The following is an 11828-nucleotide window of genomic DNA, read 5'->3' as shown; positions in this document are numbered from 1 at the left end:
ATGCGGGTTCGGGTAGACACCGATCAGTGCGACAGCACCGGTCTGTGCGCGCAGATCGCACCGGAGATCTTCGCCCTCGACGCCGACGACGTCCTCGTCGTACGGACACCGACGCTTGACCCACCGCAGCTACCGGCAGCGGAGGAGGCCGTGCGGGCGTGCCCGAAGCTGGCGATCGAACTGGTGGAGCGGTGACGTCGGTCAGCGGCCGTGAGCCGGTGATCGTCGCCGCCGCCCGCACCCCGATCGGTCGTCGGGACGGCTGGCTGTCCGGCCTCAAGGCGGTCGAGCTGCTGCGGATCGTGCAGCGCGAGGTCCTCGACCGGGCCGGTGTCCAGCCGGACGAGGTCGACCAGGTCGTCGGTGGCTGTGTGACACAGATCGGCGAGCAGAGCCTCAACGTCACCCGCAACGCCTGGCTGAGCACCGGTTTCAGCCCGGCGGTCGGGTGCACCACTGTGGACGTGTCGTGCGGGTCCGCGCAGCAGGCCAACCATCTCGTCGCGGCTCTGATCGCGGCGGGCGCGATCGACGTCGGCATCGCCTGCGGGGTGGAGTCGATGAGCCGGGTGCCGATCGGCAGCAACCTGCACCTCGGGCCCGGCCACTACAAGACCCGCGACTATCCCTGGGACGACCCACCGCACGCGCAGTTCGGCGGGGCCGAACGTATCGCGCGGCGGCAGGGGCTGAGCCGGGCCGAACTCGACGCGTACGGAGTGCGGTCGCAGGAACGAGCCGCCGCCGCGTGGGCCGCCGGTCGGTTCGACGCCGAGCTGGTCGCCGTCGACGCTCCGACCGCCGACGGCACCCGCCGCGTCGACCGTGACGAAGGGCTGCGGGCGACCACCCCGGCCGGGCTGGCAGCGCTGCGCCCGGTCGTCGACGACGGGCTGCACACCGCCGGCACCATCTCCCAGCTCTCCGACGGCGCGGCGGCGATCCTGTGGATGTCGGCGGAGCGGGCCCGCGCGTACGGCCTGACCCCTCGGGCGCGGTTGGCGCAGCAGGTGGTGACCGGCGCCGACCCCTACTTCCTCCTCGACGGACCGGTGGCCGCCACCACCAGGCTGCTCGACCGGGCCGGTGCCCGGCCGGACGACATCGACCTGTTCGAGGTGAACGAGGCGTTCTCCGCCGTGGTGCTCAACTGGCTGTCCGCCTTCCCCGTCGATCCGGGGCGGGTCAACGTCAACGGCGGTGCCATCGCGCTCGGTCATCCCCTCGGGGCCAGCGGCACCCGCCTGCTGGTCACCGCGCTGCACGAGCTGGAACGCCGGGACGCCGCCACGGCCCTGGTGACGATGTGCTGCGGTGGCTCCCTCGGCACCGCGAGCCTGCTCGAACGGGTCTGACGATGGACCGCGAGCAGTTCTTCCGTGACGCCCGCGACGACCTCGACGGGCCGCTGCACGGCGTCCGGGTCCTCGACGTGACGAAGGTCTGGTCCGGGCCGCTGGCCACCTGTGTGCTGGCCGATCTCGGTGCCGACGTCGTACGGGTCGAGCTGCCCGGTGGCCGCGACGGTGAGGTGCCACCCGCGATCCCGGGCACCGGCCTGTCCTGGTTCCGCGAGAGCGTCAACCGCAACAAGCGCAGCGTCGGCGCGGACCTGCGGACCGACGAGGGCCGACGCACCCTGCTCTCCCTGGTACGCGTGGCCGACGTGCTGGTCGAGAACTACCGTCCCGGCGTGCTGGAGGGGTGGGGCGTCGGCTATGCGCAGTGCCGGGCTGTCCGACCGGAGCTGGTCTACGTCTCGGTGTCCGGCTGGGGTCAGTACGGTCCCGGCATCGACCGGTCGGCCTACGACCCGGTGGTGCAGGCCGACGGCGGGTGGATGGCGCTCAACGGACCGCCTGACGGGCAGCCGGTACGCGCCCCGACGTTCCTCGCCGACGAGTTGGCCGGGCTGCACGCCGCCATCGCGGCGCTCGGTGCGCTGGCACACCGGTGGCGTACCGGCGAGGGTCAGCACGTCGACGTCGCCATGCTCGACTCGCTGCTGTTCAGCAGCAGCGGCCTGCTGTCGCTGGCGGCGGCCGGTGCCCCACCGCAGCGGATGGGCAACCAGACCGACTTCGTGGTGCCGGCCAACGTCTACCACTGCCGCGACGGCGACATCTACCTCGCCGTATCGCTCAACCGTCACTGGCGGCGGCTGGCCGAGCTGATGGGCCGCCCGGAGCTGGCCCGCGATCCGGCGTTCGCCACCAACCGGGACCGCCTGGCCAACCGGAGCCTGGTCAACGCGATCGTGGCGGGCTGGTGCGCGACGGTGACCGTGTCGGCGGCGGTGGCCGCGCTCACCGAGGCCGGCCTGGCCGTGTCGCAGGTGCGAAAGCTGCGCCAGGTCGCCGACGACCCGCAGGTACGGGCCCGGCAGATGTTGCAGCGGACCCGGCTGCACAACGGCACCGAGGCCGAGCTGACCGGCCCGGCCGCCAAGTTCTCCCGCACTCCCACCCGGATCCGCCGGGCCGCCCCGGCGGCCGGCGCGGACACGGCCGAGGTGCTCGAGGAGTGGGCCGCCGACGCCTGAGTGGCGTGTGGTCTCCGCTGCTCGAACGCGTTGCCACCGGCGGATTTCCTGGGCGATGGTGCACCCAGCCCGAGCTGTCGGGCAGCACCCCCAGCACCCTGCCCCGTCGGGAGGCGAGATGACTCGGCGCGTCGCGCTCGTGACCGGTGCCTCACGAGGAATCGGCCGGGCCGTCGCGCTCGACCTGGCCCGGCGCGGCTACGCGGTCGCCGGTTGTCACGCCCGGGAGAGCGACGAGGCGGACCGGACCGCGATCGACCTCAAGGCGCTCGGCGTGCCGGCGATGATGCGGGTCTGCGACGTGGCTGACCCCGACGCGGTCGACGACCTGATCACCGCGGTGGAGAAGGAACTCGGCGGCCTCGACGCGGTCGTCAACAACGCCGGGATCACCCGCGACGCCCCGCTGGTGCTCTCCTCCTCGGCGGACTGGGACGCGACGATCGCGACCAACCTCACCGGCACCCGCAACGTGTGTCGGGGGGCCGCGTTCCGGTTCATGAAGCGGCGGGCCGGTGCGATCGTGAACATGTCGTCCGTCGCCGGTGTCACCGGCAACAACGGCCAGACCGCGTACGCCGCCACCAAGGCCGGCGTCATCGGGCTCAGTCGGTCGCTGGCCAAGGAGGTCGGCGCCTACGGGGTACGGGTGAACGTGGTCGCCCCCGGCTTCATCGAGACAGACATGACCGCAGGGCTGAGCGGCCGGCTGCGCGACGACGCCCTGCGCCGGGTGCCGCTGCGCCGATTCGGTGCCGCCGAGGACGTCGCTCCGCTGGTCTCGTTCCTGCTCTCCGAGGACGCCGGCTACATCACCGGCCAGGTCTTCCGGGTGGACGGAGGTATCGCGCTGTGACGATCCAGATTCCGACGGCCGCGCCACTGGCGGCGTACGACAGGTGGTGGCCGAGTGCCACGACCGGACCGCTGGTCCTGCACGCCCGCAAGGTGGTCGAGGCCACCGAGCCGTCGCTGCGCGGCCACTTTCCCCGCTTCCCGATCTACCCGGGCGTCTTCGTGCTGGAGACGCTCAGCCAGCTGATCCGTGCCGGGCTGCCGGGTGGGACGGCACGGGTGTGCCGGGTTTCGTCCCTGCGGCTGATCGCGCCGCTGCTGGTCGGTGACGAACTGTCGATCGAGGCGACCGCCCGACCGCAGGAGGGGTCCACCTGGGAGGTGTCGGCGACCGGCACCCGACGGGACGGAAGTGTCTGCGCGACGATGCGGGTCACCTGCACCACCGCCGGCGGGTCGACACCGGCCGGCGACGGCGTGCTGGAGCACTCCCAGATCCGCGCCCTGCTGCCGCAACGCTTTCCGATGCTGCTGGTCGACCGGGTGCTGGAGTTGCGGGCGGGTGAGTCCATCACCACCACCAAGGCGATCACCGCGAACGAGCCCTGCTACGCCGATCTGCCGGACGACGCCGCGCCGTCGTGCTTCGCGTACCCGGTGTCGCTGCTGGTCGAGTCGCTCGGGCAGAGCGCCGCGCTGCTGTGGCAGCACAGCGAGTCGCCGGCCGAGAAGCGCGGACCACGCCGCCACCTGCTGTTCCTGACCGCCCGGGGCTACGAGGTGTCGGGCGAGGCATACCCCGGCGACGTGGTCCGCCACGTGGTGCGGCTGGACCAGGTGGTCGCCGACACCGGGTTCTGCCACGGCGAGAGCTGGGTTGGCGACCGCCGGATCGCCCGGGTCGAAACCCTGATGGCGGCGCAGCGGCCGGACGAGCAGCTGCGCTGAGCAACCCCCTGCACCCAACGAGCAGAGAGGTACGCCCATGAGCAACACCGACGAGGCCGGCGACCCGCGCGAGCGGCTGGAGGAGCTGCGCGGCATCATCGCCGAGGTCCTGGAGATCGAGCCCGAGGAGCTGGCTGACGACAGCGACTTCATGGAGGACCACGACGCCGACTCGCTGCGCGCCATCGAGATCCTCGCCCGGCTGGACAAGCGGTACCACGTCGAGATCCCCCAGTCGGAGCTTCCCGAGCTGACCAATCTCAAGGCCGTCTACGAGAGCCTCAGCCGGCACGCGGGCTGGCGGGACTGACTTCCGTGCGCGTCGCGGTCACCGGGCTCGGCCCGGTCTCCAGCATCGGGATCGGCCCGGCCGAGTTCGCCGCCGGGCTGCGTGCCGGCCGGTCCGGTATCTCGGAGATCACCAGCTTCGACGCCAGCGGATTCCCGCGCCGTCGGGCCGGTGAGGTTCGCGGGTTCGACCCGCACCGCTCGTTGCGGCGGCTGAAGCCGGAGCACTGGGGGCGGTCGAGCCAGTTCGCGGCGGCCGCCGCCCGGCTCGCGGCCCAGGACGCCGGGCTCGACCTGGACCGGCTGCCCGGCGGTCCGGAACGGGCGCACGCCGTGATCGGTACGACCAGCGGCGAGTCGGTGGCGGTGGAGGCGTTCACCGCCGCTCGTGTCGCCGATGGTGACGGCTTCGCGGGCATCGACCCGGACCTGGTGGCCCAGCTTCCGGCCGGGCGGCTGGCGCACGGGGTCAGCGAGGAGCTGGGGCTGGCCGGGGAGTCGGTGACGCTCGCCACCGCCTGCTCGGCCAGCAACTACGCCCTCGGGTACGGCTTCGACCTGCTCGTCAGCGGCGAGGCGGACGTGGTCTTCGCCGGTGGCGCGGACTCGGTCTGCCGTTGGGCGCACGCCGGTTTCTTCCGGCTCGGTGCGCTGGCGGCGCAGGACTGCGCACCGTTCGACCGCGATCGCGACGGCATCCTCACCGCCGAGGGCGGGGCTGTGCTGGTGTTGGAGACCTTCGAGCACGCGCGGGCCCGGGGCGCGCGGATCTACGCCGAGCTGCTCGGACACGGGCTCAACTGCGACGCCAAGCATCCGGTGGCTCCGGAGTGGACCAGCATCGCCCGCTGCATCCGCATCGCCCACCAGAACGCCGGTGTCGGCCCGGCCGACGTCGACTACGTCTGCGCGCACGGCACCGGCACCCCGGCCAACGACGCGGTCGAGGCGAAAGCCCTGGTCGAGGTCTTCGGCGCGGCCCTGCCACCGGTCAGCTCGATCAAATCCCTGATCGGGCACACGATGGGTGCCGCGTCCGGCTTCGGGGCGATCGCCAGTGTGCTCGCCATCGACCAGGGGTTCCTGCCACCGACGGTGAACTGGTCGAATCCCGATCCGGAACTCGCCGGAGTCGACCCGGTGCCCAACGTGGCCCGACCGGCGACGGTCCGGGTGGCGCAGAACAACGGCTTCGCCTTCGGCGGCAACAACTCGATCGTCATCTTCGGAGCGGTCCGGTGACCGCGCTGCGGGTACGCGGACTCGGCGTACTGCTGCCGTCGGTGACCGCCCCCGACGACCCGTCGTTCCCGGACCGGCCGGTGCACGCGGTGGACGGCTTCGACGTGCGGGAACGCCTCGGCCGTCGCGGCACCAGCTTCTTCGACCGGACCACCGCCCTCGCCGTCGCCGCCTGCGCCGACGCCCTGCGCGACGCTGGCGTCGACGCCGGTGCGCAGCAACCGCAGGACCGGATCGGGGTGGTACTCGCGACCACGCTGGGCAGCTTCCGTTCGACCAGTGACTTCACCCGGGAGACCCTGGTGCAGGAACGGCCGTACCTGGTCAACCCGATGCTCTTCCCCAACACGGTGATGAACTGTGCGGCCGGGCAGTCCGCGATCCGGCTCGGTCTGCGCGGGGTGAACGCCACCGTGGCCGGCGGACCGGTGGCCTTCCTGCACGCGCTGCGCTACGCCGCCGATGTCCTCGCCCGGGGCTACGCCGACCTGATGGTGGTCGGCGCGGCCGAAGAGCTGTCGCCGCACCGGGTGTGGTCGCAGGTGCTGACCCGGGGCGGCAGTGGCGCGGCCTGCGGCGAGTCGGCCGCCGCGTTCGTGGTCGGCCGCGACGACGACGGCTCGACCGGCGGGACCGGGACGCGGATCCTGGCCGCTGCGGCCGGGTACGGCCCGGACGGTCGCCGGGCCGAGGCGTTGTCCGGTTGTGTGCGTCGGGCCCTCGACCGGGCCGGTGTCGCCGCGACCGAGGTCGACCTGGTCGTCACCGCCGAGACCGGCCCGGACGATCACGGTCAGTTCGAGGCGGCCACCCGGGCGCTCGGACACCGCCCCCGGCACCGGCAGGTCACCGCCGCGTTCGGCGACTGCGACGCCGCGACGCCTGCGGTCGGTCTGGCTCAGCTGATCCTCAACCGGCGGGCCCGTCCCGAAAAGCCCGGCACCACCGCCCTGCTCGTCGCCGAGGGCCTCGACGGTGCTGCGGCGGCGGCGCTGGTGAGGAGCCCGCAGTGCCGGTGATCGCGGCGACCACCCAGCTGACCTGCTTCGGCGACGGCTCACGGACCTGGGCCGCGTTGACCGACGGCCGCTGCGGTGCCCGCCCTTTCGACGCCGCCACGGCGGCCCGGCTCAACGTCGGGGCCACCTATCCGATCGCCGGCCGGGCAGACCGGGGACGGGCGGCCGACTGGCTCGCCACGGTGCTGCGGGCAGCCGCCGCCGAGGCGGGTGTCGACGCCCGTCGGGAACGGGTCGTGGTGGTGGTCGGCACCGGCCTGCGGCAGTTGGCCGACGTCGAACGCTGGGCGCTGGACGACACCCCGTGCCCGGTCGACCAGCTCCACTTCGGGTCGGCGGTCCGGGCCGCGCTGCCCGGCGTGAGGGAGGTGGTGACCCTCGCCAACGCGTGCAGCGCGGGTGGGCACGCGCTGGCCCTGGCCCAGGACCTGGTCGAGGCCGGTGAGGCCGACGTGGCGGTCGCCGCCGCCGCGGACACCGCCACGCTGTCGATGCAGGCGATGATCGGCAAGGTGGCCGACCGGCCCACCGCACGGGTACGTCCCTTCGACCGCGACCGCACCGGGGTGCTGCTCGGTGACGGCGCCGCCGCCGTGGTGGTGACCCCCGTCGAACGCCCGGGTCCGCGCCTGGCCCACCTGCTGGCCACCGGGTTGTCCTGCGACGCGGTGCACGAGACCGCGCCCGACGTCGGCGGGATGACCCGGGCGATGCGCGACGCGTTGCTGCGGGCCGACCGGGAAGCCCGCGACGTCCGGGTCGTGGTGGCGCACGGCACCGGCACCGCGCTCAACGACCCGACCGAGTGCCAGGCGATCCGCGAGGTGATCCACGCGGACCAGGGTGATCCGTGGGTGACCGCGCTCAAGGGCGCGATCGGACACACCTCCGGGGCCGCCGCGCTGTGCGGGGTCGACATCGCCGTACGCGGGCTGCGGCTCGGTGCGGTGCCGCCGGTGGTCGGGCTGGGCAACCCGCTGGCCGAGGCGGACGGCGTACGGCTGGTCCGGGACCACCCGGTCGCGGTGCCCGGCTCGCTCACCCAGGTCAACTCGTTCGGCTTCGGCGGGGTCAACGCCGTGACGCTGCTGGAGCCGGCATGCTGACCGCGACGTTGGCGCTGCGCGGGTGGGGCGTACACCTGCCGGAGAGCGACCCGTCCGCCTGCCGGCCCGACGCCGCCGCCGGGCTGCTGGGCCGCAAGGGCCTGCTCGGCCGGGACGACGCGACCCGGCTGGCGCTCTGCGCGGTGCACCGCGCGCTCGGGCTGGAGGCCGGCGTACGGCCCGGTGGCGACGCACGGACCGATGTCGCGGTGGTGGCCTGCGGCAACCTCGGCAACGTCGACACCGTCGCCGACCTGGCCCGGACCGCGACGACCGACGGCGTCCGGGCGGTCAGCCCGCTCGCCGCCCCGAACGCGTCGAGCAACGTGATCGCCAGTGTGGTCGCGATCTGGTTCCGGTTCGCCGGCCCCAACCTCATGGTCTGCTCGGGTGCCGCCGCGAGCTATGACGCGTTGGCGACCGCCGCGCTGCTGCTGCGCGCCGGGCGCGCCCGCCGGGTGGTCGTGGTGGGTGCCGAGGCGGCGACCGGCACGGCGACGGCCCTGTACGGGCAGTCCCTCACCAGCGGTGCGGCGTGCGTGATCGTCGAGTCCGCCCCGGACGGGGTGCGGGTGCGGCTCAACGGCAGCGTTCCCGCGCCGGTCACGGCGGCGTCGTGGGGCGACTGCTACGGCGCGCAGGGGTTGGTCGGCGTCGCACTCGCGGCCGACCGCGTCCGCGCCACCGGGGGCCCGGTCGAGGTGTCCTGCGGTGGCGGGACCGACGGCTACCGGTCGCTGACCGTGTCCTCCGGATCGGTGGGTGCCCGGTGAGCGCGGCGGCGAACGGCCCTCGGTGGCTGGCGGACGGCCCGCCCGATGCGCCCCTCGCGGTGCTCGCGCACGGGCTGGAGGACTCCTGGCGTACCTGGCTGCCGCTGGCCGACGTCCTCGGGCAGCGGTGGCGGGTGGCCGCACTCGACCTGCCGTGGCGGCCGGGCACCGACTACCGGTGGCGGCACCGGCCGGCTGCCGACGCGCTCGCCGACGCGGTCGACGGGCTCGGCGCGGAGATCGATCTGCTGGTCGCCCACTCCTACGGCGCGAACGCCACGTTGCACCTGTTGTGCCGGGACGCGCTGCCGGCCCGACAGGTGGCGCTGATCTGCCCGCTCTACCGCCCTCCCGGCCGCCCGGTGACGTGGGCGCTGTTCGACCGCGCACGGGCCGCATTCGAACGGCACATCCACGAGTCGCTGCGCAGCCGCCAGGGCGAGCGTCTGGCCCGTACGCCGGACGACGTGCTGGCGACGATGACCCGCAAGGCGATCGACCGGGCCGGACCGGCCGGCTTCCTCGCGGTCTTCGAGCAGTACGTCACCAGCGCCGCGCTACCGCTGGACCGGGTCCGCCCGCCGGTGCTGGTGCTCGGCGGCGGTGACGACCCGACCCTCAGCCCGGCGGCGGCCGGTGCCCTCGCCCGGGCGCTGCCCGACGCCCGACTCGTCGTCGACGACCGCTACGACCACTTCTGCCACCTGCGGCACCCGGCCGAGGTCGCGGCCCGGCTGTGCCGTTTCGCCGCACGCCCGGAATTCGAGGAGGTCCCGTGACCCCGACCGTCGTGGCGGGCCGCCCCCGCTTCGAAGGGGCCAACATCCGCACCTGGATCGGCTTCAAACACTTCATGTACCTGGTCGAGGAGGCCGTGTTGCAGTGGCTGCGCGACCACGGCCACCCACCCGGGCAGTTGTTCCACCGGCACGGGCTGGGCGTGGAGATCGTCGACTGCTCGGTGCAGCTACCCGCCGTACTCGACATCGACGACGAGGTGGACGCACAGGTGGATCGGGAGCGCGGCGACCGGCTCGACGTCACGCTCCGGGTCCGCCGCGACGGTCGGGACGTGACGGTGGCCCGCGCCTCGGTGCGACTTGCCCTGGTACGCGAGCGCACGGCCGAGGAGTCCACACCGGTAGCCCCCGACCTCGCCCCGTGGGTGGTCGACGACCTGGGCGGTGCGGCCGACGCACCCGGGTCACGCCCCTACGACCCTCGGCGGCCGGTGCGTGACCAACTCGTCGACCCCGACTCACCGGCCCTGTACTGGCCCTGGCGGGCCCGCTACTTCTACTGCCACTACTCCGACCGGGTGCAGCACTCGGCCTACGTACGCTGCGTCGAGGCGGCCGTGGACCGGCTGTTGGAGGCGCGCGGCATCTCGGTGGGCCGGCTGCTGGCCGAACGTGCCTGGATTCCGGTGGTGTCGCGGGCCCGGGTGCGGATCCACCAGGCCGCGTACATGGAGGAGACGGTGCACACCGTCGTCGACGTCGACTCGGTGCTGCGCGAGCAGTTGTTCGAGGTCCGGCTCACCTGCCACGTGGTGCGCGACGATCGGCTGTTGACGGTGGCCGAGGGCCGGGTGCTGCACGGTTACGCGATCAGCCGGGGCGACCGGGCCGGCGAGGTCGCCCGGCTGGGACCGGACATCGTCGCCACGCTCACCGGGAGTGCGCGATGACCCGACGGGCCCGGTTGTACTTCTCCTTCCGCAGCCCCTACAGCTGGCTGACCGTGCGACGGCTGCGGGCCGCCGTGCCGGACGCGTTCGACGCGCTCGACTGGCTGCCCTACTGGGACCCTGACGGTACGACCGCCGGGCTGCTCGCCGAACGCGGCGTCGACCTGCACTACGGCCAGATGAGCCGGTCCAAGCACCGGTACATCCTGCTGGACACCAAGCGGCTGGCCACCGCCGACGGCGCTGCCATGGCCTGGCCGGTCGACGTCGATCCGTGGTGGGAGCCGGCGCACCTGGCCTGGCTGTGGGCCCGCCGGTCCGGCCGCGCCGAACCGTTCTACGACGCCGTCACGGCCGCCCGCTGGGAGCGCGGGGAGAACATCTCCGACCCGGCGGTGGTGGCCGCCTGCGCCGCTCAGGCCGGACTCGACCCGGACGTCGCGGCGGCCTGCGCCGACGACCCAGAGCTGCGCGCGGAGGGCGTGGAGTGCCTGTCGCACGCCTACCACGACGACGTGTTCGGGGTGCCCTACCTGAAGCTGGGACACCACCGGTTCTGGGGCTACGACCGGCTCGACGTGTTCCTCGCGACCTGGCCGCGACCGACCGAGCCCCCGAGCCCACCGCCGGTGACCACGGCGTACGACGCGGACACGGCGGGTGGCTGTGGCTAGCGGCGGCCGGCGGCGGCGCACCGTCGAGGAGGAACGGCGACACCGGCGCGAGCGCCTCGCGGCGGCGCTGCGGCTGTTCGCCCGGCTCGGGTTCGACGAGGGCGCGGGCGGACACATGACGGCCCGTGACCCGGAGCACCCCGACCACTTCTGGATCAACCCGTTCGGCGTCCACTTCGGTCATGTCCGGGCCAGTGACCTGCTCCTGGTCGACCAGACCGGCTCGGTGATCTCCGGGGAGGGCCGGGTCAACCCGGCCGGTCTCGTCATCCACACCGCCGTGCACCATCGGCGGCCGGACGCGGTGGCCGCGGTGCATCTGCACTCCACCTACGGTCGGGCCTGGTCGACGCTGGGTCGCCTACTCGATCCGATCACCCAGGACGCCTGCGCCTTCTTCGAGGATCACTCCGTCTACGGCCGGTACGGGGGCGTCGTGCTCGCCACAGAGGAGGCCTGGCAGATCGCCGACTCCCTGGGCACGGGCAAGGCCGTCATCATGCGCAACCACGGACTGCTCACGGTCGGCGGTTCGGTGGAGGAAGCGGCCTGGTGGTTCATCTCGATGGACCGTTCGTGCCAGGTGCAGTTGCTGGCCGAGGCGGCCGGCACCCCGATACCTCTCGACCCGGAGACCGCGCGGTCCACCCGCGACACGATCGGTAGCCCCGGGATCGCCCGACTCAACTTCCGGCCGTTGTACGCCGACATCGTGCGTACGCAACCCGATCTTCTTGAGTGATGGGGGTGA

At 73.4% G+C, this 11828-nt stretch carries 14 protein-coding genes; all 14 read left to right on the top strand.

The window, feature by feature from the left end; translation table 11 throughout:
• The 14 genes from ACLQ2S_RS13655 (at window position 1) to ACLQ2S_RS13590 (ending at window position 11819) form a co-directional block, all read left to right on the top strand.
• Window positions 1-195, top strand: a complete 195-nt coding sequence (locus ACLQ2S_RS13655) for a ferredoxin (RefSeq protein ID WP_155215223.1) — start codon at window positions 1-3, stop codon at window positions 193-195.
• Window positions 159-1355 carry a steroid 3-ketoacyl-CoA thiolase gene (locus ACLQ2S_RS13650; protein WP_425701796.1) on the top strand — a complete coding sequence of 399 codons (1197 nt, stop codon included), beginning with the start codon at window positions 159-161 and terminating at the stop codon, window positions 1353-1355. Before ACLQ2S_RS13655 ends, ACLQ2S_RS13650 begins: the two co-directional genes overlap by 37 nt.
• 2 nt (window positions 1356-1357) lie before the next feature.
• A complete protein-coding gene (locus ACLQ2S_RS13645; RefSeq protein ID WP_155215224.1) occupies window positions 1358-2542 on the top strand; it encodes a CaiB/BaiF CoA transferase family protein in 1185 nt (394 codons plus the stop codon).
• Between the two features lie 118 nt (window positions 2543-2660).
• The gene (gene fabG / locus ACLQ2S_RS13640) at window positions 2661-3398 is read left to right on the top strand and encodes a 3-oxoacyl-ACP reductase FabG (RefSeq protein WP_155215225.1); all 738 of its coding nucleotides are present in this window, start codon (window positions 2661-2663) and stop codon (window positions 3396-3398) included.
• On the top strand, window positions 3395-4285 hold the full coding sequence (locus ACLQ2S_RS13635; RefSeq protein WP_425701795.1) for a hypothetical protein: 891 nt from the start codon (window positions 3395-3397) through the stop codon (window positions 4283-4285). The genes fabG and ACLQ2S_RS13635 overlap by 4 nt, the downstream gene beginning before the upstream one ends.
• Before the next feature lie 37 nt (window positions 4286-4322).
• Window positions 4323-4595 (top strand): acyl carrier protein, encoded by a 273-nt coding sequence (locus ACLQ2S_RS13630; protein ID WP_425701794.1) that lies wholly within the window; start codon window positions 4323-4325, stop codon window positions 4593-4595.
• Between the two features lie 5 nt (window positions 4596-4600).
• Complete coding sequence (locus ACLQ2S_RS13625; protein ID WP_309222732.1) at window positions 4601-5815, top strand: beta-ketoacyl-[acyl-carrier-protein] synthase family protein; 1215 nt, start codon at window positions 4601-4603, stop codon at window positions 5813-5815.
• The gene (locus ACLQ2S_RS13620; RefSeq protein WP_425701793.1) at window positions 5812-6834 is read left to right on the top strand and encodes a beta-ketoacyl synthase N-terminal-like domain-containing protein; all 1023 of its coding nucleotides are present in this window, start codon (window positions 5812-5814) and stop codon (window positions 6832-6834) included. The genes ACLQ2S_RS13625 and ACLQ2S_RS13620 overlap by 4 nt, the downstream gene beginning before the upstream one ends.
• On the top strand, window positions 6825-7940 hold the full coding sequence (locus tag ACLQ2S_RS13615; RefSeq protein WP_425701792.1) for a beta-ketoacyl synthase N-terminal-like domain-containing protein: 1116 nt from the start codon (window positions 6825-6827) through the stop codon (window positions 7938-7940). Before ACLQ2S_RS13620 ends, ACLQ2S_RS13615 begins: the two co-directional genes overlap by 10 nt.
• Window positions 7934-8713, top strand: coding sequence for a beta-ketoacyl synthase N-terminal-like domain-containing protein (locus tag ACLQ2S_RS13610; RefSeq protein ID WP_425701791.1), 780 nt, complete (start codon window positions 7934-7936; stop codon window positions 8711-8713). Before ACLQ2S_RS13615 ends, ACLQ2S_RS13610 begins: the two co-directional genes overlap by 7 nt.
• Window positions 8710-9492: an alpha/beta fold hydrolase gene (locus ACLQ2S_RS13605; protein ID WP_309222735.1), complete on the top strand. Its 783-nt coding sequence runs from the start codon at window positions 8710-8712 to the stop codon at window positions 9490-9492. The genes ACLQ2S_RS13610 and ACLQ2S_RS13605 overlap by 4 nt, the downstream gene beginning before the upstream one ends.
• Window positions 9489-10403: a thioesterase gene (locus ACLQ2S_RS13600; RefSeq protein WP_425701790.1), complete on the top strand. Its 915-nt coding sequence runs from the start codon at window positions 9489-9491 to the stop codon at window positions 10401-10403. Before ACLQ2S_RS13605 ends, ACLQ2S_RS13600 begins: the two co-directional genes overlap by 4 nt.
• Window positions 10400-11077 (top strand): 2-hydroxychromene-2-carboxylate isomerase, encoded by a 678-nt coding sequence (locus tag ACLQ2S_RS13595; protein WP_425701789.1) that lies wholly within the window; start codon window positions 10400-10402, stop codon window positions 11075-11077. The genes ACLQ2S_RS13600 and ACLQ2S_RS13595 overlap by 4 nt, the downstream gene beginning before the upstream one ends.
• The gene (locus ACLQ2S_RS13590; protein WP_375335289.1) at window positions 11064-11819 is read left to right on the top strand and encodes a class II aldolase/adducin family protein; all 756 of its coding nucleotides are present in this window, start codon (window positions 11064-11066) and stop codon (window positions 11817-11819) included. Before ACLQ2S_RS13595 ends, ACLQ2S_RS13590 begins: the two co-directional genes overlap by 14 nt.
• Window positions 11820-11828 lie beyond the last annotated feature (9 nt).

Origin of the sequence: Micromonospora sp. DT48 (genome assembly GCF_049844495.1) — a bacterium.
GTDB lineage: Bacteria > Actinomycetota > Actinomycetes > Mycobacteriales > Micromonosporaceae > Micromonospora.
Note: the sequence above shows the minus strand (reverse complement) of the source record. Positions and strands in the feature narration are given on the sequence as shown.

What these genes read in the sequence shown, in the direction of transcription:
- ACLQ2S_RS13655 (WP_155215223.1), top strand. Translation starts at nt 1, where the DNA reads ATGCGGGTTCGGGTAGACACCGATCAGTGCGACAGCACCGGTCTGTGC.
- ACLQ2S_RS13645 (WP_155215224.1), top strand. Translation starts at nt 1,358, where the DNA reads ATGGACCGCGAGCAGTTCTTCCGTGACGCCCGCGACGACCTCGACGGG.
- fabG (WP_155215225.1), top strand. Translation starts at nt 2,661, where the DNA reads ATGACTCGGCGCGTCGCGCTCGTGACCGGTGCCTCACGAGGAATCGGC.
- ACLQ2S_RS13630 (WP_425701794.1), top strand. Translation starts at nt 4,323, where the DNA reads ATGAGCAACACCGACGAGGCCGGCGACCCGCGCGAGCGGCTGGAGGAG.
- ACLQ2S_RS13610 (WP_425701791.1), top strand. Translation starts at nt 7,934, where the DNA reads ATGCTGACCGCGACGTTGGCGCTGCGCGGGTGGGGCGTACACCTGCCG.
- ACLQ2S_RS13595 (WP_425701789.1), top strand. Translation starts at nt 10,400, where the DNA reads ATGACCCGACGGGCCCGGTTGTACTTCTCCTTCCGCAGCCCCTACAGC.